Origin of the sequence: Sphingomonas lacusdianchii (genome assembly GCF_022664395.1) — a bacterium.
GTDB lineage: Bacteria > Pseudomonadota > Alphaproteobacteria > Sphingomonadales > Sphingomonadaceae > Sphingomonas > Sphingomonas lacusdianchii.
On sequence record NZ_JAKRET010000006.1, the window covers coordinates 129345 to 148164 of the forward strand.

The window sequence follows — 18820 nt, forward strand, 5'->3', positions numbered from 1 at the left end:
AGCGCAGATTTCGCGCAAAGGCGCAAAGGCGCGGAGGGGGTTGCGATACCGGCAACACCTCCGCGATCGGGAGACCGTTGCGCCCAAAGCTACTGCATAAAAAAGGCCGCTGACGCGGATACGGCGTGCAGCGAACGCAACCCCTCCGCGCCTCTGCGCGAACCAGTTCTACTTCTTCTCGCTGCGCGCGTGATGACCGACGGTCTCGACAAGCTCGAAGTGCTCGAACCAAATCGGGTGGGGGAGACCCGCTTAGCCCTCGAGCGAGCGCAGCAAGGTCCGCACTGCGCTGTCGATCTCGCGGTCGATCCCACGCAGTTCCTCGATCCGCCGCACGGCATGGATCACCGTCGAGTGATCGCGATTGCCGAACTTGCGCCCGATCTCGGGCAGCGAGCGCGTCGTCAGCTGCTTCGCCAGATACATCGCCACCTGTCGCGGCCTGGCGATCGCCTGCGCCCGCCGTGCCGAGATCAGGTCGAGCTGCTTGACCTCGAAATGCGCCGACACCGCGCGCTGGATATCGTCGATCGTCACGCGCTTGGCCGGCCCGGCCAGCATCTCGCCTAGCGTCGCATGGGCGAACGCCATGTCGATCGTGTCGCCGGTCAGCGACGCATAGGCGATCAGGCGGTTGAGCGCCCCTTCCAGTTCGCGCACGCTGCCGCGAATACGGCCGGCAAGCAGGTCGAGCACATCGCCGGGCACGACGATGCCGGGCACCTCGGCCAGCTTGGCAGCAAGGATCGCGTGGCGCAGGTCGGTTTCGGGCAGCTTGATATCGGCCACCAGCCCGCCGCCCAGCCGCGACAGCAGCCGCGGATCGATCCCTTCGAGCAACGCGGGCGATCGGTCGCAGGCGATCACCACCCGCTTGCCCGCGTCCATGAACGCGTTGATCGTGTGCAGGCATTCCTCCTGCGTCGCATCCTTGCCCGCCACGAACTGCAGGTCGTCGATCATCAGCAGGTCGACGCCGCGCAACCGCGCCTTGAAACCATGCGTATCCCGCGCACGCATCGCCGCGACGAATTCGAACATGAAGCGCTCGGCGGGCAGATACACCGCGCTCGCCGCCGGATCGGCGTCGAGAAACGCATGGCCGATCGCATGCATCAGATGGGTTTTGCCCAGCCCCGTGCCGCTGTGCAGGAATAGCGGGCTGAACCGCGGCACGCCGGGCTCGGCCAGCGCCTTCGCGGCGTTGAACGCGACCCGGTTCGATGCCGAAACGACGAATCGGTCGAAGCGATAGCGCGGATCGAACGCCGGCCGTTCGGCGGGCGCGCGTTGCGGCACGGCAGCGGCGAAGGCGATCGGCGCGTGCGTCGCCACCGGTGCCGGCTTCGATTCGGGCAAGGCGGCGGGCGGTACGATTCGCGCCTGCAGCGCGCTGGCCGTTTCCACCACCACGTCGCGCACCTGCGGCAGTTGCGCACGGAATTCGTGCGTCAATCGTTCGGCATAATGATTGCGGACCCAATCGGTCATGAACGCCGATGGCAGGGTCAGGCGGACGACGCCGTCCTCGTCGGGGGCGACCAGTTCCATCGGCTTCAGCCACCGGTCGAACACGCGCTGTCCGGCGGATGCACGCAGGTTGTGCCGCACGCGGGCCCATGCCGCTGCAACCTCGACCTGTCCATGATCCACCGCCATCGTCACCCGAACACACCCCTCCCGCCCGGAGAATCAGCTTCTCCGCCACGGTTCATCCATCGTTTAAGAGCCCCCCTGACCGCGCCGAAGCGGCGGTCGCACACGAAGATTCGTGCGGGCCCCGACCACCGCGATCGGCGCCGGGAAGTGCTGTTTAGGAACCGTGACGCCGATCGATCAAGTCACGAAACCGAAATAAAGGCAGTTGACAGCCCCCCAGTGGCGGAAACGCGTCGGATTTATTTTTTCGCGTTTTCTGTCAGTATCTTACGCCAGATCAGCCGCCCCCGAACCCTCGAATCCGCGGATTTCCGCGGTTTTCCGGACAGCCTGATTCGAGGGGTTTTGGCGGAACCATTTCAGCGCGGGACGCACCCTCCGCCCGGTGCTGCGACACCATGTCCGACCGACGCAAGAAACCCCGCCGGCCGCTGGGCCGACGGGGTCAATCCTGTCCGACGATGCGCGGGCGATCAGGCGATCGCGCCAACCGCCTTCGTCAGGCGCGAGAACTTGCGGCTCGCGGTATTCTTGTGCAGCACGCCCTTGGCGACGCCGCGGGCCAGTTCCGGCTGGACGTTCGCCAGCGCGGTGGTCGCCGCTTCACGGTCACCGGCGACGATCGCCGCTTCGACCTTCTTTACGAAGGTACGGATGCGGCCGACGCGCGCACCATTGATTTCCGCACGACGCGCATTGCGCCGGATACGCTTCTTCGCCTGTGGCGTATTCGCCATGCCGTCCTCGACTCTCGCAAATGATTGGTGCCGATCGGGCAATCCGACCGGAGAACGTGCGCCCCTTAACCGGTCGGGGCCGGAAGGTCAACTATCGCTGGCACGATCGGCACCAGAAGGTGGAGCGTCCACCGTCGACGCGCCGCTCGACCACACCCCCGCACGGACACGCCTCGCCCTCGCGGCCATAGACCCTGAATTGTTTCGAGAAGTAGCCCAGTTCGCCATCGGGCCGGGCATAGTCGCGCAACGTCGATCCCCCCGCCTCGATCGCCGACAGCAGTACCGCACGGGTCGCGTCGACCAATGCCGCCAGCCGTTCGCGCGCAATCTGCCCGGCCGGGCGCGTCGGCGAAATGCCCGCGACGTTCAGCGCCTCGCACACGTAGATATTGCCGAGTCCCGCGACGATTCGCTGATCGAGCAGCAGGATCTTCACCGGCGCGATCCGCCCCGCGAACCGCCGCTCCAGATGGTCGGCGGTGAAGTCCGGCCCGAGCGGCTCGGGTCCCAGCGCGGCGAAGGGCGGCCAGGTCGCGACCTCGGCGGTCGGCAGCAGATCGACCGATCCGAAACGGCGCGGATCGTTCAGCACCACCTGCCGCCCGGCATCGGTCGCCAGCAGCAGATGATCGTGCGCCAGCGGTTCGGCGGGATCGACGCGCCAGCGCCCCGACATACCGAGGTGGAAGATGAAGGTATCGGCACGATCGGTCTCGATCAGCCCGTATTTGGCGCGGCGCGACAGGCCGGTGACCGTCGCACCCGTAAGCCGCTGCCCGAGATCGACCGGCATCGCCCGGCGCAGATCGGCACGATTGGCGACGACCCGCGCCAATCGCTGCCCGGTCAGCACCGGTGCCAGACCGCGCACGGTCGTCTCTACTTCGGGAAGTTCGGGCATGGGATCCTTCGATCGACCGGCGCATCCGGCCGCTATCTACGCCAAACAGCTAGGTTCGGTTTGCCCCCGCCACAAGGCGCGGCTAGGGCAGACGAATGAACGACACGGTATCCTTCGGCTACGAAGATGTGGCCCCCGCCGAAAAGACCAAGCGCGTCGGCGATGTCTTCGCCAGCGTCGCCTCGCGCTACGACCTGATGAACGACGCGATGTCCGGGGGCATGCACCGGTTGTGGAAGGACCGCTTCGTCGCGCGGGTGAAGCCGGGCAAGGGCGAATCGATCCTCGACATGGCCGGGGGCACCGGCGACATCGCGTTCCGCATGGCGAAGCACGGCGCGCACATCACCGTCGCCGACATCAACCCGGCGATGCTGGGCGTCGGCATGGAACGCGCCGAAAAGCGCGGCATCGACGGCCTTGTCTGGTCCGAACAGAATGCCGAGACGCTCGACTTCGCCGATCGCAGCTTTGATGGCTATACGATCGCGTTCGGCATCCGCAACGTGACCGACATTCCGAAGGCGCTGCGCGAAGCGCACCGCGTCCTGAAGCGCGGCGGTCGGTTCTTCTGCCTCGAATTCTCGACGGTGACGTGGCCCGGCTTCGCCGACGTCTATGACCAATATTCGCACAAGCTGGTGCCCAAGCTCGGCAAGCTGCTGGCGAATGACGAGGACAGCTATCGCTATCTGATCGAATCGATCCGTCGCTTCCCCGACATGCCGACCTTCGAACGCATGATCGCGGACGCGGGCTTCATCCGCACGCGCGTCGAACCGATCATGGGCGGGCTGGTCGCGATCCATAGCGGGTGGAAGATTTGATGCGGCACGCATCAAACCCCCGCGCAGGCGGGGGTCCAGGGCAAATAGCCGCATGACCGCCACCCTCACCCATTATTGGCGGATCCTCAAATGGGGGCGCACGCTCGCGCGCCACGGCGCCCTGATCGAGCTGGAACGCAACCCGCGCACTCCGCCGCGCCTGCGTCGAATCGTCCGTCTCGCCCGGTTCGGTGCGCGCGTGCCCGCCACCCCGCGCTATGCCGAGGCATTCGCCGCGCTGGGCCCGGCCGCGATCAAGCTGGGGCAGACACTCGCCACCCGCCCCGATCTGGTCGGCGAAGATGTCGCGCAGGACCTGTTGTCGCTGCAGGACGCATTGCCGCCGCTGCCATGGAATGTGGTGCGTCCCGCGATCGAATCGGGCCTTGGCCAGCCGATCGAGCGCCTGTTCCAGTCGATCGAGGAAACGCCGGTCGGTGCCGCCTCGATCGCGCAGGTCCATCGCGCCATCACCACCGATGGCCGCCGTGTCGCGGTGAAGGTGTTACGTCCGGGCGTCGAGGCACAGTTCTTCGACGCGATCGATACCTATGAATGGGCCGCCGCCCGCATGGAGACGATGGGCGGCGAGTTGAAGCGCCTGCGCCCGCGCCTCGTGATCGAGACGATGAAGCGCTGGACCGCGCGCGAGCTCGACCTGCGCCGCGAAGCCGCCTCCGCCTCCGAACTGGCGCAGGGGATGGAGGCCGAGCCCGACTTCGTCATCCCCGCGATCGACTGGCAGCGGACGACCTCGAAGATCCTGACCACCGAATGGATCGACGGCATCAAGCTGTCGAACCGTCCCGCGCTGATAGAGGCGGGCCATGATCTGCACGCAATGGCGACGCGGCTGGTCCGCGCCTTCCTGCGCCAGGCGATCGCGGAAGGGTTCTTCCACGCCGACATGCATCAGGGCAATTTGTTTGCCCTGCCCGATGGCCGCATCGCCGCGATCGATTTCGGGATCATGGGCCGCATCGACCGTCGCGCCCGCGTGTGGCTGGCCGAGATCCTCTACGGCCTCATCACAGGCGACTATAAGCGCGTCGCCGAAATCCATTTCGAAGCGGGCTATGTTCCCGCCCACCACAATGTCGCCGAATTCGCGACGGCGTTGCGCGCGGTGGGCGAGCCGATGCGCGGGCTGGCGGTCAAGGACATGTCGGTCGGCATGATGCTCGACTCGCTGTTCAACATCACCCGCGATTTCGACATGGAGACGCAGCCGCATCTGCTGCTGCTGCAAAAGACGATGGTGATGGTCGAGGGGGTCGCCACCGCGCTCGATCCCGACATCAACCTGTGGGAGACGGCGGCGCCGTTCGTGCGCGGCTGGATCCGCGACGAACTGGGGCCGGAGGCGATGGTCGCCGACCGGATCATCACCGACCTGCGCACCTTTGCCCGGCTGCCCGACCTGATCCGCAATATCGAGGCGCGCTATCCCGCGCCGGGCGGCGCCCCGCCCGCCCCGCCGCTGCCCGAGGTCGCCGTCGTCCGCGTCGGCGGCGGCTGGCGCTATGCGCTGGTCGGCATCGCCGGCGGGCTGGTCGGCGCGGCATCGACGATGCTGCTGGGATGATCCGCGCGCGACCGCCGGTCTGGCTGTCGTGCTCCAGCCGGTTCGCGACGCTGCGACCCGGCGTGGCGCTCGCCGTCGCGTTGCTGGCGCTCGCCCTGCTGGCATCCACGTGGCTCCTGCCCGAGGATGACGCGCCGCGCGGCATGGCGATGAGCGTTGACGTCTATGCCGCGGTCGTCGAGGGGCTGCGCACCGGCGGCGATTATTATGCCGTCACCGCGCAGGAACTGCGCGCGAGCCGCGCCCCGCTCCACCCCTTCCCCGCCATCCGCCTGCCGACGTTGAGCGTGGTGCAGGCGGCGTTGCCCGACCTCGCCTCCATCCTGTTGCTGATCGCGATCGCGGCGGCGACCGGTCTCGCCTGGACCCGGCGGATCGGCGGCTGGTTCGACCGCGGCCCGCCGCGCATCACGGCGCTGTTCCTGCTGGCAGGCGGCATGGTCGCCTTCGTCCAGCCGTCGCTGGTCGCGTTCCACGAGCTGTGGGCCGGGCTGCTGATCGCATGGTCGCTGGCGATCCGGCGCGAGGATCGCTGGGTCGAGGCGGTCGCATTGGCTCTGTGCGCGATGGTGATCCGCGAGACGGCCGCGCTCTACGCGCTGGTGATGCTGGCGGCGGCACTGGTCGAGGGACGCCGGCGCGAGGCGCTGGGCTGGGTCGCGGCGCTGCTGGTGTTCGTCGCCGTGCTGCTGCTCCATGCCCGCGCCGTGGCGATGATCGCCGGTCCGCTCGACGCGGGTTCGCCCGGCTGGGGCGGGTTGCACGGCCCGGGCCTGTTCGCCTCCGCCATGGCGCGCTCGACCGCGCTCACCCTGCTGCCATGGTGGCTGGGGGGGCCCCTGGCGATGCTGGCGCTGCTCGGCTGGGCGGCGGCACCGGGACCGCTGGGCGCACGCGCGGCGCTCACCTTCGGCAGTTATGCGCTGGCCATCGCGTTGTTCGCACGCACCGACAACTTCTATTGGGCGCTCGCCGCCGCCCCTGCCTATCTGATCGGCATGGCGTTTCTTCCCGACGCGGCACGCGACCTTGCCCGACCTTTGCTCGACAGGCGGCGCGTTCGGGTGCAGAGGATCACCCGATGACGCGCATATTGCTGATCGTCGGCGGCGGCATCGCGGCGTACAAGGCGTGCGAGCTGATCCGCCTGCTGCGCGGGCGCGGCCATGGCGTCCGCTGCGTGCTGACCGATGGCGGCGCGCAGTTCGTGACGCCGATGACGCTGGCGGCGCTGAGCGAACAGCCGGTCCATACCAGCCTGTGGGATCTGAAGGACGAGGCCGAGATGGGCCATATCCAGCTCAGCCGGCAGGCCGATCTGGTCGTCGTCGCGCCTGCCACCGCCGATCTCCTGGCGCGCATGGCCGCCGGCATGGCCGACGATCTCGCTACCACGCTGCTGCTCGCCACCGACAAGCCGGTGCTGGCCGTCCCCGCGATGAACGTGCGCATGTGGCAACATGCGGCGACCACCACCAATGTCGCCACCTTGCGGGGGCGCGGCGTCACCGTGCTCGATCCCGACGAAGGGGCGATGGCGTGCGGCGAATTCGGCCCCGGCCGCCTGCCCGAACCGCCCGCGATCGTCGCCGCGATCGAGGCGATGGCGGCGCCCGCGCCGCAGTCGCTGACCGGCCGCCATGTGCTGGTCACCGCCGGTCCCACTCATGAGGCGATCGATCCGGTCCGCTATCTCGCCAATCGCTCGTCGGGCAAACAGGGGTTCGCCATCGCCGCCGCCTGCGCCGCGCGCGGCGCGCAGGTGACACTGATCGCGGGGCCGGTAACGCTCCCGACCCCGCCGGGCGTGACCCGAATCGACGTCGAATCGGCGCGCGACATGGCCAATGCCGTGGCACAGGCGCTGCCCGCCGACGCCGCCGTGATGGTCGCCGCCGTCGCCGACTGGCAGGTCGAGGCGGCGCCATCCAAGCTGAAAAAGGGCGACGGGCCGCCGACCCTCACCCTGCTGCCCAATCCCGACATCCTGGCGATGCTCGGCCGGTCGCCGCGCCGCCCGCGTCTGCTGGTCGGCTTCGCGGCCGAAACCGACGACGTGCTCGCCCATGCGACCGCCAAGCGCAGCGCCAAGAATGCCGACTGGATCGTCGCCAACGACGTGTCGGGTGATGTGATGGGCGGCGATCGCAACGCCGTCCACCTCGTCACCGCCGACGGCGTCGAACGCTGGCCCGACGCCCCGAAAACGGATATTGCGGCCCGACTGGCCGACCGGATTGCCGATGCGCTGCTTTAGTCCCCTGTTGCTCCTTGCCGCCGCCGGCTGCGCCACCACTGCCGCCCCGCCGCCGGTGACGCTGGCCGGGGAAAGCTTCGGTCCGTCCGCATCGCGCGACGTGCGGACGCTGGTCCTGATCCTGCACGGCGATGGCGACGGCGTGGTTCCGGCCGAATTCAACGCCGCCGCCCGCGCCATCGCGGACGCGATCCCCGGTGCGCGCGCGGTCGCACTGCTGCGGCCGGGCTATGCCGATGCGGCGGGCAATGTCTCGCCCGGCACGCGCGGCGGGACCGACGGCGACAGCTATACTGCCGACCGGGTCGCGGCCGTCGCCGATGCCGTTGCCGGCTGGCGTGCCCGCTATCCGCAGGCGCGCACGATCCTGGTCGGGCAATCGGGCGGCGCGGCGATGGCGGCGACGCTGATGGGGGTGCGCCCGGGACTGGTCGACGGGGTCGTGCTGGCGGGATGTCCGTGCATGTTGCCCGAATGGCGCAAATATCGCGCGAAACAGGGCGCGACTGGTTTCGGGACGACGGTCAACAGCTTCGATCCGTTGCAGACGGTGGGCGGCATCGCGCCGTCGACCCGCGTGACCCTGCTGGTCGGCGCCGAGGACAAGGAAACGCCGCTGCGCTTCTCGCGTGGCTATGCCGAAGCATTGGCGCTGCGCGGTATCGCCACCGACTATCGCGTCCTGCCCGGGCGCGGCCACGACCTGCTACGCGATGGCGACCTGATCGATGCGGTGCGCCGCATGGCCGCCGCGCCCCCCGCGACCCCGCAACGCAGTGCGATGGTGACCCCATGATCCCGATCCGCCTGCGCCGCCTGCCGCATGGACATGGCCTGCCGCTGCCCGCCTATGCCACTACAGGGGCGGCAGGCATGGATATCGTCGCGGCCGAGGATATCGCGCTGGCGCCCGGTGCGCGCCATGCCGTCGCCACCGGCTTCGCCATCGCCATTCCGGACGGCTATGAGGTACAGGTCCGCCCCCGTTCGGGCCTTGCGCTGAAGTATGGCATCACCTGCCTCAACACCCCCGGCACGATCGACAGCGACTATCGCGGCGAAGTGAAGGTGATCCTCGCCAATCTGGGCGACGAAGCGTTTCAGGTGACGCGCGGCGAACGCATCGCGCAGCTCGTCCCTGCCGCCGTCACCCGTGCCGAGGTGACCGAGGTCGATACGCTCGACGATACCGCGCGCGGCGCCGGCGGATTCGGTTCGACCGGACGATGATTGGGCTGGCCCTGCTGACGCTGGCGCAGACCATGCCGCTGGTCGCGGCGCCCGATCCCGCACCGGCGGCCCGCTCGCCGATCGACTGGACCGCGCTGCCGCCGCTTCCCTATCGCCGCGCGCCGCAGCCGACCGCGTCGATGATCGCCTTCGTCTCGTCCGAAATCCACCGCAACGAATGTCCGCGGCCGATGCCGGTCGACGGCCACACCCGGTTGCAGATCGATGTCGCGGTGCTGATCGGCGAGGATCGGCTGGTCCGCGCCACCATTCCCCGCGCGATCGGCTGTCCGGTCGTCGAACAATATGGCGCCGGGCTGGTGGTCAGCTTCGCGCGCGGCAACCTGATGCCGCAATTCGTCAGCGGGGGCGGCTGGTACCGCGCCTCGTTGCAGTTCGACTGGACCGAATGACCTTTTCCGACGCCGAGCTCGATCGCTACGCCCGTCATCTCGTCCTGCGCGAGGTCGGCGGCGCGGGACAGGCGGCGCTGAAGGCCGCGCGCGTCGTGGTGATCGGCGCGGGCGGCATCGGATCGCCGGCACTGCAATATCTGGCGGCGGCCGGGGTCGGCACGCTGGTCGTGATCGACGACGACACGGTCGACGCCAGCAACCTCCAACGCCAGACCCTGTTCGGCGACGCCGATATCGGCACCGCGAAAGTGACCGCCGCCGCACAGGCGCTCGCCCGCATCAACCCGCACGTGACCGTCGAAGCGGTGCCGACGCGGATCGACGCCGCCAATGCCGCCGCGCTGCTCGCCGGAGCGGACGTCGTGCTCGACGGCTGCGACAATTTCGCCACCCGCCTCAACGTCGCCGACGCGGCGCTGGCGGCGCGCATCCCGCTGGTCTCGGCAGCGGTCGGCCAGTTCGAGGGGCAGTTGGGCGTGTTCCGCGGCTGGGAAGCGCATCTGCCCTGCTATCGCTGCTTCGTCGGCAACGATCCTGCCCGCGCCGATGCCAGCTGCGCCGATCAGGGTGTGCTCGGCGCCTTGACCGGGGTGATGGGCAGCCTCGCCGCACTGGAGACGCTGCGCGCGATCATCGGCTTCGGCGACGATCCGGCGGGCAAGCTGCTGGTCGCCGACCTGCTCGCCTTCCGCTTCCGTACGCTGGCGCTGCCGAAGGATCCGGGATGCCGATGCGCGGGCTGACGATCGTCGTCGCACAGCCCGATCCCGACCGCTGGCGCGCTGCGCTGACCATGGCCTGTGCCGCCGCTGCGCTCGGTGGGCGGACGCGTGTCTATCTGCACGAAGGGGCGGTGGCGCTGTTGGCGACGGCCGCCACCGCACCGCCCGGCCTGCCCGACCCGACCGAATTGCGTGCGATCGCGGGCGAGAGCGGCGTCGAACTGATCGCCTGCCAGACCGGTCTCGCCCTTGCCGGACTGGCGGCGGATACGGAAAGGGTCGCGGCAGGCGGATTGATCGACCTGCTCGCGACCCTTGCCGACGACCGGCTGGTCACCTTGTAGAAGCGGGCGGAGACCGTAACCTCCGCCCGGTCGCTCAACCGTTGGCCAGCGCTTCCTCGGCAAACGCGCGCACCGCCGGACCGATATCGGCACGGGCCAGCGCCAGCGCGATGTTCGCCTGCACCCAGCCGGCCTTGTCGCCGCAGTCGTAACGCTTGCCGTCGAAGGTGAAGCCGTGGAACGGCTGGTTGCCGATCAGCTTCGCCATCGCGTCGGTCAGCTGGATTTCGCCACCGGCACCCGGCTCCTGCGAATCGAGGATCTGCATGACTTCGGGCTGCAGGATGTAACGGCCCGGGATCATCAGGTTCGACGGCGCCTTGCCCTTGGGCTTTTCGACCAGCGCGGTGACCTCGGTCAGGCGGCCGTCCTGCTTGCCCGGCGAGATGATGCCGTACTTGTCGGTCTCGCTGTCGGGCACTTCCAGCGCGCCGATGACGTTGCCGCCGACCTTCTCATAGGCGTCGACCATCTGCTTCAGGAACCCGCCGACCATCAGCTCGTCGGGCAGCAGCACCGCGAACGGCTCGTCGCCGACGATCTCGCGCGCACACCAGACCGCATGGCCAAGACCGAGCGGCTCCTGCTGGCGGACATAGACCGGGCTGCCCGGCTTCTGGCGGATACCCTCGATCAGCGCCATCGACTTGCCGCGCGCCTTCATCGTCGCTTCCAGTTCATAGGAAACGTCGAAATGATCCTCCAGCGCGCCCTTGCCGCGACCGGTGACGAAGATGATCTGTTCGATGCCTGCTTCCAGCGCCTCTTCGACGGCGTACTGAATCAGCGGCTTGTCGACGACCGTCAGCATTTCCTTCGGCATCGACTTGGTCGCGGGAAGAAATCGGGTGCCCAGACCGGCGACCGGAAAGACTGCCTTGCGAACCTTCTTGATCGTCATCGTTTCATCCCCAAAATTGCTGCGCCGCAATAGAGATTCGTTTGGGGATTGGCAAACGGCCAATGACCACCGACCACCGGTTCGCGGCAGTGCAGCGGTTCATTGATCGTACAGCCCCTTTCCCCTAAGGGCGACGCACATCATGGTATTCTCCAAGCTATTTCGCAGGCCTGCAACCCCTGCGCCGCGCATTCCCGACGATATCCTCGTCTATGCGATCGGCGACGTGCATGGTCGCCTCGATTGTCTGGATGATTTGCTGGTGCAGATCGACACCGATCCGGCTCGCGACGGCCGGCGGGCGATGCTGGTGTTTCTGGGCGACCTGATCGATCGCGGTCCGGACTCGCGCGGGGTCGTCGACCGGGTGATGGCGATGTGCGCCGCAAGCGACGACGTCCACTGCCTGTGCGGCAACCACGAGGAACTGTTGCTGACCGCCGCCGAGGGTTCGCGACAGGCGCTGGGCGTCTTCGCACGCGCCGGTGGCAAGGAAACCCTGCTAAGCTACGGCGTCAGCGAAGAAGCCTATGAGCGCGAGGACCTGAAGGGCGTCCAGCGCCTGATCGCCGAGCATGTGCCGGTTGAACATCTGCATTTCCTGCGCAACCTCCCCGACCAGTTGGTCGTTGGCGACTATGTCTTCGTTCATGCCGGCATTCGCCCCGGCGTGCCGCTCGACGCGCAGAAGTCCTCCGACCTGCGCTGGATCCGGTCGCCGTTTCTCGACCATAGCGGCCCCCATGAGCGCTTCGTCATCCACGGGCATACCGTGACCGGCGATCCCGACATTCGTACCAACCGGATCGGAATCGATACCGGTGCCTATCGCAGCGGCCGGTTGACCGCGCTGGTACTTGATCGCGATACGCGGCGTTTTCTGTCGACGGCGCTGCCCGCCGGCACCTACGCGGCAGCGGCGTAACGCCGGAGGTAGCATTCCCGCGAACGGGTTCCAAGACGGATCGGAATTAGACAATTCCACTATTGTCGGTTGAACGAAGCCGGATCTTCGTCGCAGGACTTGATCCGGGACCTGCTTCTCCGACCCGGTGCAGAAGCGGAGCCGGATTGGAGCCGGCGGTCGACATGGCTTGGTCGCACCCTCGAACCCATGTCGAGCCGTGCATGGCGATCGCCCCGAGAAGGTCAGCGGTGCCACGTGAACCGGTGGGCGGGGCAGGCCTCTGACGACCTGCGGCAAGCGCCTGGAGCATGATGACATGAGCCTGACCCGTTTGCCCTGAGTAGCCAGCGAGCTTGTCCAAATGGCGTATCGAAGGACCGGCTGTGGTGGGTGCTTCGATACGGGTCTTTGACGACCTCAGCCCCTACTCGGCACGAACGTTTCTACCTTTTGTCAACGCGCTCGAAGCCGGACCGGGCGTCATCCCGTAACAGGCTGGGATCTGCTCAATGCCAGAGAGAGACAAGAGACGCACGAGACTGCCTCCTTCGCTGAGGCAACGTTCCCAGTTGGCTAGACCAGACCGAAGTCGAAGTGGCCAACTTGGCAGCGGCGGCTGCATAGCGACGAGGCAGCGTCAATTACGGTCACACGGACATAACCCGCCGCTCCATTGCGAACGGTCGCCGACCAACCCCACACAAACGAAAAGGGGCGCCCCAACGGAGCGCCCCTTCCCTAAACTGAAGCGCGGTTCCCCGCGCGAGCAATTAGTTGCTGTCCGAATCGCTGTCCGAGTCGGCGACGACAACGATGCCCGCAACGACAGCAGCCGCAGCGAGGATCGCGACGATCACGCCGCCGCCGGCCAGCTTTTCGCCCTTGGCGGCCGGAGCCGACGCACGAGCAACCGACAGCTTCGAAGCGTTGGCGGCGGTCGCAACCGTCGGAGCAACGGTCATCGACACGGCCGAGGCCGCGATCAGCATCTTCTTGGCAAAACCCATTTCAACACTCCCTTGTGTTACTACACGTCGAGCGGCCCTTCGCATACGGCCCGCCCCCCTGCAAGCCTTATCGCACCGATCGCGGCCAACCGTTACCGGGGACAGCGAGGGTACGACACGCCCTGCACACGGCTGAAACTCGCCAGGCACACCCGGTTTCGTTCGCAATCGCGGCAGTTCAATATGCAGTGCGGTACGAAATGAGGCAAGCGCGGCCGGCACGGCAATGGTCGGGTTATTGGAGCGGCTCATCGCGGGTGTTCAGCACGGCCGGCCGGTATGGGATCGGTGCGCCAGCCGGGATGGCGGCGATCTCCGCTGCGACATTTTCGGCGCGTTTTCCGGCGGATGAGTGCGTCCTGCTATGAAAGATGCCGCCGTCGATGCGCGCGCCCGGCCCTTTCCAGAACGCAACCGCCGCCGCCGGGTCCCAGCCCGCATTGCGCAACAGATGAACGCCCAGCCGGTCGGCATCGTCTTCGGTCGTACGAAAGATGCGTCCATTTCGGCCCAGTTCGCGAAATACGCCGCGACTGACCTTCGCCGCGTCGAGCCGGACATGGTGACGCAGGATGTTGTGCGCCAATTCATGGGCCACGACGACCGCGACCTGCGAATCATCGAATCGGTCGAGGAACCGGCTCGATATTTGCACCAGCCGCCCATCGGCGACCGCATCCAGCGACGGCCCGATTCGCAGTTCGAACAAGGTGCGACAGCCCGGTGACGCCGGAATGGTGAGCGCACGGTCCTGCCCCGCCCTGCGTAGCACGATCGACAGCGGGCGGTCCGCTGCCTGCGCATCGAGCAGCGCGGCGAACGCGTCGCGGGTGGCGACATGCCCGCCACCCCGGGTTGTCGGGACCGGGTGACCGTTGATGCTGACGATCGAATCGTCGGCTTGTACGCCGACCCGCGCTGCCGGACTGTCGGCTACGACCGCTTCGACCGCGATCCCGGTTTCGAAGCCGAAGGTACTGCGCGCGACCGGCTGTTCGGTCGGGTCATATTGATCGATCGCGTGCACGATCATTCCGGTGACCGGAGCGAGGTCGGTACACAGCGCGGCGTTGGCGCGCGCGAGCCGATAGCCGATGGCCCCCAGCCGCAAGTCGGCAGCACGCAACGCCTCCAGCGTCGCCCGATCGGTTTCGACGGTCGCTGCGGGAATCGGTGCGGCACCGATCGTCAGCCATGCGCCGGCAAGCAGGAGGCCCCGCCGCAGTCGCACCGCACGACACCGCTGCGCCATGCGATGAAGAGTTGAGAACATCACCGGTTGGTAGCATGATTGCCGGGTGCAAGGCGATGCCGTGCGGGCATAGCCCGCGCTGGCCATGGCGCCGACACAAAAGAAAACGGCGCCGGAAGCTCCGACGCCGTCTCCTATCCAATTCGTCGCGATTAGCGCGCGCCGGGCGGCAGCGCCTGTCCGGGTGCCGGCGCGCCCGCGCCACCGCCCTGCATCATCTGCTGCATCTGCATCTGCTGCAGCACCGCCTCCGGGATGAACTCGATCATGTCGACGTCGAACACCAGCACCTGCTTCGACAGCTTCTTGACCTCGGGGGACATTGGCGGCGCGCCCTCGGGACGCGGCGCGCCATAGCCGAGCTGCGGCGGCAGCCATAAGCGGTAGCGCGATCCCTTCGGCATCAGCTTCAGCGCCTCGCCGAACCCCGGAACGACCTGCTTGGGCGACATCGGGGTCGGCTGTCGGCTCTGATCGAAGATCGTACCGTCGGTCAGCTTGCCGACATAGTTGATGAGCGTGACATCCGCATCGGTCGGCGTCGGCCCGCTGCCCTTGGTCAGCACCTCATATTGCAGCCCGCTGGCGGTGGTGACCACGCCGGCGCGCGCTGCGTTGGCCGCAAGGAACGACGCCGCTTCACTGCGGGTGCCCATCCGGGCGAGCACGGCCGCGGCCAGCAACGCCAGCGCGATCCCGACCCATACCCAGACGATATGACGCTGCTTCACGGGTTGCAGCGGAACGGCAGTGACCGACATCGACACCCCTCATGGCGCGCCTTGCGCACCGCATCACAGGAAACCGGCGGCCCACCGACACCCATGTCGGCAAGCCACGACCGGGATATTACCGGGCGCTGTCGCGCTCGACGCGCTTGCGCTCCAGCTTGCGGGCGCGGCGCACGGCGGCGGCACGCTCGCGAGCGCGCTTTTCCGAAGGCTTTTCGTAATGACGACGCAGCTTCATCTCGCGATACACGCCCTCGCGCTGCAGCTTCTTCTTGAGCGCGCGCAGGGCCTGATCGACATTGTTTTCACGAACGATGATCTGCATGAGGTCGAAAAACTCCGGGTCTTTAATCGCAATAGAATAGGGTTCGCCGAAGCATGGCTGCGGCGTGACACGTCTCCCTAACAGGAGTGTCGTCTGCGGGCAAGTCCGTCCGCCCCCGCGGTCAGAACAGCAGATCGCCCCCGGCCCGCTTCGCCAATATCCGGCCGATCGCGTCGAACAGCGCGTCCATCGCCACCGGCTTGAACAGCACTTCGTCGGCCCCGGCGGCGAGGCACCGTTCGGTCAGGTCGATCGCGGTATCGGCGGTGACGATGACGATCGGCAGCATCCGCTTCGCGTCCTCGCGCGCCCGCACGCGACGAATGACCTCGAACCCGTCCATGCCGGGCATGCGCAGGTCGAGCAGGACAAGGTCAAATTCATCCTCGTCGATCCGGCGCAGCCCGGCTTCGGCGAGGTCGGCCTCGACCATCGTCGCCCCGGCGACGTCGAGCATGTCGCGAACGACCCGACGATTCATCGCATCGTCCTCGACGAACAATATCCTCATGCGTCGTTGACCCGGCCGATCGCAGTGATTTCAAAGCCTTGCATATCGAAATCCGCTATCGCTACGCCGCATTTGAAACAAGGGCTGTTGGCACTGCACCCGGCTCATTCCGAACGACGAACAACGCGTCGATAAGTTGCTTAGCCGAAACGGGTTTGTTCAGCAATGTTATGGCGTCATAACCGGCGCTTACGCCATAATCTTCGCACGTTAGCATCAAAACCGCCGGCAAGGCTGCCGATCGCAGCAGCGCATCAATCGCGGCAAGGTCGCGTTCCGGTTCGTCGGAGGTCGCACGAAGCGCCGCCATGTCGATCAACAGCGCCAGCACGCCCCCCTGCTGCAACCGCGCCTGCACCGCCGCCGCGTCGTCGACGAACGCGATCGAGCCGCAATGGTCGGCGAACAGCGTCCGCATCATGCCCCGTGCGATCGGGTTGCGCTCGAGGATCAGCAGCGTGGTACCGCCGGCATCCGCGCCGCCCTGCGATACCGGCGGCGCGGCGAGCGTCACCGGCAGATCGAGCGTGAAGGTCGACCCCTCGCCCGGCACGCTCGCCACATGAATGTCGCCGCCCATGGCCCGCGCCAGATTGCGACAGATGGTCAGCCCCAGCCCGGTTCCGCCGAACCGGCGGGTCGTACTGGTGTCCGCTTGCTGGAACGATTCGAACACCTCGTCGATGCGATCGGCCGCGATGCCGATGCCGCTGTCGCGCACCGAAATCCGCACCCGCCGCGTGTCGCCTTCGACGCGCACGCCGATCGCGCCGGTCTCGGTGAATTTGAGCGCGTTCGACAGCAGGTTGAACAGGATCTGCCGCAACCGCACCGGATCCCCCTCGACCCAGCGCGGCACGTCGCCGATGTCGAGCGAGAAGCGCAGCCCGCGATCCTCGGCCTGACGGCGCGACGCGCGGGTCAGTTCCTCGATGGTCGCGATCAGGTCGGTCGGGATGCGCTCGACCGACAGGTTGCCCGACTGCATCTTGGCGACATCCAGAATGTCGTCGACGAGCGAGCGCATCGTCACCCCGGCATCATGCACGATGCTCAGCCGGTCGCGCAGGTCGGGGGTCAGCCGGTGGTCGCGCAACATGACCTGTGCCATGCCAAGGATGCCGTTCAGCGGCGTGCGGATCTCATGGCTGGTGGTCGCAAGGAAATCGCCCTTCGCCTTCAACGCCTTTTCCAACGCGATATTGGTTGCGGCCAGTTCGACGTTGGCATGGCGAACCGCGTTGCGACTGCGCCGGAGCGTTACGATGCCGAAGCTCAGCAACGCGACCAGCACCGCGACCGCTGCGGCGATGCTGCCGAACAGGATGCGCTGGAACCGCGCACTGGCCCGTTCGAACGCGATGTTGCGGCGCAGTTCCTCCTGCTTCAGCCGGGCGATGCGCAATTCCTGGTTCTGGAAATCGAACCGGGCGGACATCAGCGCCGTCTTGGTCGACGTGGTCAGTTGCGTCGCCTGCTCGTTCAGCCGGTCGATCGCCGCCAGATGCGGCAGTGCCTTCACCGCGTCGCCGGCCGCCAGATATACGGCATAGGCGTTGCGGTGATTGTCGCGCATCGCCAGCGACGTCCTGGTCAGGTCGACGCCGGCGAAGGCTTCGTCGATCAGCCGGGTCGCGTCGACCAGATCGCCACGATCGGCCGCCAGTCGCCCGGCAAGCGCCTTCAGCTGATCGACGACACCACGGGACCGGATTTCGCGCGCTGTCCGCAACCCTTCGACGATCGACCGATCCGCGGCGGCGATCTCGCCGACCGCCCGTTGCGAGCGCGCCAGGTTGCGAAGAATCTGCGCCTCGAATGGCCGGTTGCCGATCCGACGCGCCTTCACCAGTGCATTGGTGTAGTCGATCAGGGCGCTGCGGTGCCGACCCATATCCGCGAGGACGTTCCCGCGATTGTTCAGCAGCGAAATCGACAGCGCGGGGTCGTCGTCATAGATTTCGATCGCCTGCCCGTAATAGCGGAGCGCGGCTTCGAAATCAGCGCCTTGCCGGTACAGCGCGCCAATGCTGAGCAGCGCCATCGCCTGCCCCCTGCGGTCGTCGACCATGCCATAGACGCGATAGGCGGACTGATAATCGGCAAGTGCCCCGGCGACATTGTCGGCATCGGCGGCGATGTCGCCGCGCGTGCGCAGCACGTCGCCCTCGATCGCATATTTGCCCGTCAGGCGGTGGAGGATCGCCAGCGCTTCCTCGACTTCGCCAGCGGCGGATCCGGGGTCGCCGAGCCGGACATAGGCCTCGGCCTGCAACCATTTGCTGGCGACGACCATCGTCGAGCGATCGCCGTCACGACGCTTGGCCGCGTCCTCGAGGGCGCCACCGTCGCGCAGGACGCGTTGCGGATCGGTCAGCAACAGGCTGCGGACCGCCTCGAACCGGGTGTCGAACGGCGTCGCCTGTGCGGTCGCCGGAACCGCGCCCGCCGCCGCGACCAGGGATAGGACAAGAAGCGGGAACCGTAGGCGCATACAGGAACCCT

The 18820-nt window shown here is 67.3% G+C and carries 20 protein-coding genes; 10 read left to right on the forward strand and 10 right to left on the reverse strand.

Translation table 11 applies throughout. The features are described from left to right. Positions 1-252: 252 nt before the first annotated feature. The 3 genes from dnaA to mutM form a co-directional block, all read right to left on the reverse strand. Positions 253-1659 (reverse strand): chromosomal replication initiator protein DnaA, encoded by a 1407-nt coding sequence (gene dnaA / locus MF607_RS10155; RefSeq protein ID WP_242118489.1) that lies wholly within the window; start codon positions 1657-1659, stop codon positions 253-255. Positions 1660-2132: 473 nt separating this feature from the next. After that, on the reverse strand, positions 2133-2396 hold the full coding sequence (rpsT, locus tag MF607_RS10160; protein ID WP_056459222.1) for a 30S ribosomal protein S20: 264 nt from the start codon (positions 2394-2396) through the stop codon (positions 2133-2135). A gap of 91 nt (positions 2397-2487) precedes the next feature. After that, entirely contained in the window at positions 2488-3300 is an 813-nt protein-coding gene (mutM, locus tag MF607_RS10165; protein WP_242118224.1) for a bifunctional DNA-formamidopyrimidine glycosylase/DNA-(apurinic or apyrimidinic site) lyase, read from the reverse strand. 95 nt (positions 3301-3395) lie between these two features. Here mutM and MF607_RS10170 point away from each other — a divergent pair, with 95 nt between their 5' ends. The 9 genes from MF607_RS10170 to MF607_RS10210 are packed head-to-tail and all read left to right on the forward strand — an operon-like array spanning position 3396 to position 10681. Beyond that, positions 3396-4127: a class I SAM-dependent methyltransferase gene (locus tag MF607_RS10170; RefSeq protein ID WP_242118226.1), complete on the forward strand. Its 732-nt coding sequence runs from the start codon at positions 3396-3398 to the stop codon at positions 4125-4127. Positions 4128-4179: 52 nt separating this feature from the next. Beyond that, entirely contained in the window at positions 4180-5712 is a 1533-nt protein-coding gene (ubiB, locus tag MF607_RS10175; protein ID WP_242118228.1) for a 2-polyprenylphenol 6-hydroxylase, read from the forward strand. Then, the gene (locus MF607_RS10180) at positions 5709-6797 is read left to right on the forward strand and encodes a hypothetical protein (protein ID WP_242118231.1); all 1089 of its coding nucleotides are present in this window, start codon (positions 5709-5711) and stop codon (positions 6795-6797) included. The genes ubiB and MF607_RS10180 overlap by 4 nt, the downstream gene beginning before the upstream one ends. Continuing rightward, entirely contained in the window at positions 6794-7969 is a 1176-nt protein-coding gene (gene coaBC / locus MF607_RS10185) for a bifunctional phosphopantothenoylcysteine decarboxylase/phosphopantothenate--cysteine ligase CoaBC (RefSeq protein ID WP_242118233.1), read from the forward strand. The genes MF607_RS10180 and coaBC overlap by 4 nt, the downstream gene beginning before the upstream one ends. Continuing rightward, positions 7956-8765 carry an alpha/beta hydrolase family protein gene (locus MF607_RS10190; RefSeq protein ID WP_242118235.1) on the forward strand — a complete coding sequence of 270 codons (810 nt, stop codon included), beginning with the start codon at positions 7956-7958 and terminating at the stop codon, positions 8763-8765. The genes coaBC and MF607_RS10190 overlap by 14 nt, the downstream gene beginning before the upstream one ends. Further along, positions 8762-9199 carry a dUTP diphosphatase gene (dut, locus tag MF607_RS10195; RefSeq protein ID WP_242118237.1) on the forward strand — a complete coding sequence of 146 codons (438 nt, stop codon included), beginning with the start codon at positions 8762-8764 and terminating at the stop codon, positions 9197-9199. The genes MF607_RS10190 and dut overlap by 4 nt, the downstream gene beginning before the upstream one ends. Beyond that, complete coding sequence (locus tag MF607_RS10200; RefSeq protein ID WP_242118239.1) at positions 9196-9612, forward strand: hypothetical protein; 417 nt, start codon at positions 9196-9198, stop codon at positions 9610-9612. Before dut ends, MF607_RS10200 begins: the two co-directional genes overlap by 4 nt. After that, positions 9609-10358 (forward strand): HesA/MoeB/ThiF family protein, encoded by a 750-nt coding sequence (locus tag MF607_RS10205; protein ID WP_242118240.1) that lies wholly within the window; start codon positions 9609-9611, stop codon positions 10356-10358. The genes MF607_RS10200 and MF607_RS10205 overlap by 4 nt, the downstream gene beginning before the upstream one ends. Further along, positions 10340-10681: a DsrE family protein gene (locus MF607_RS10210; protein WP_242118242.1), complete on the forward strand. Its 342-nt coding sequence runs from the start codon at positions 10340-10342 to the stop codon at positions 10679-10681. The genes MF607_RS10205 and MF607_RS10210 overlap by 19 nt, the downstream gene beginning before the upstream one ends. A gap of 34 nt (positions 10682-10715) precedes the next feature. On the opposite strand, the gene galU is transcribed toward MF607_RS10210, so the two are convergent. After that, the gene (galU, locus tag MF607_RS10215; protein WP_056459509.1) at positions 10716-11582 is read right to left on the reverse strand and encodes a UTP--glucose-1-phosphate uridylyltransferase GalU; all 867 of its coding nucleotides are present in this window, start codon (positions 11580-11582) and stop codon (positions 10716-10718) included. 142 nt (positions 11583-11724) lie between these two features. Between galU and MF607_RS10220 the strand changes: the two genes are divergently transcribed. After that, positions 11725-12507: a metallophosphoesterase family protein gene (locus tag MF607_RS10220; protein WP_242118245.1), complete on the forward strand. Its 783-nt coding sequence runs from the start codon at positions 11725-11727 to the stop codon at positions 12505-12507. Positions 12508-13259: 752 nt separating this feature from the next. On the opposite strand, the gene MF607_RS10225 is transcribed toward MF607_RS10220, so the two are convergent. The 6 genes from MF607_RS10225 to MF607_RS10250 all read right to left on the reverse strand — a co-directional run bounded on the left by MF607_RS10225 (position 13260) and on the right by MF607_RS10250 (position 18809). After that, positions 13260-13496, reverse strand: coding sequence for a hypothetical protein (locus tag MF607_RS10225; protein WP_200913333.1), 237 nt, complete (start codon positions 13494-13496; stop codon positions 13260-13262). Between the two features lie 235 nt (positions 13497-13731). Then, positions 13732-14769, reverse strand: coding sequence for a M48 family metallopeptidase (locus MF607_RS10230; protein ID WP_242118248.1), 1038 nt, complete (start codon positions 14767-14769; stop codon positions 13732-13734). A 131-nt stretch (positions 14770-14900) separates the two neighbouring features. Beyond that, positions 14901-15509 (reverse strand): FKBP-type peptidyl-prolyl cis-trans isomerase, encoded by a 609-nt coding sequence (locus tag MF607_RS10235; protein WP_242118250.1) that lies wholly within the window; start codon positions 15507-15509, stop codon positions 14901-14903. 88 nt (positions 15510-15597) lie between these two features. Next, a complete protein-coding gene (gene rpsU / locus MF607_RS10240) occupies positions 15598-15804 on the reverse strand; it encodes a 30S ribosomal protein S21 (RefSeq protein ID WP_056459186.1) in 207 nt (68 codons plus the stop codon). A 121-nt stretch (positions 15805-15925) separates the two neighbouring features. Then, complete coding sequence (locus MF607_RS10245; RefSeq protein WP_242118252.1) at positions 15926-16315, reverse strand: response regulator; 390 nt, start codon at positions 16313-16315, stop codon at positions 15926-15928. A 61-nt stretch (positions 16316-16376) separates the two neighbouring features. Then, the gene (locus MF607_RS10250; protein ID WP_242118254.1) at positions 16377-18809 is read right to left on the reverse strand and encodes an ATP-binding protein; all 2433 of its coding nucleotides are present in this window, start codon (positions 18807-18809) and stop codon (positions 16377-16379) included. Positions 18810-18820 lie beyond the last annotated feature (11 nt).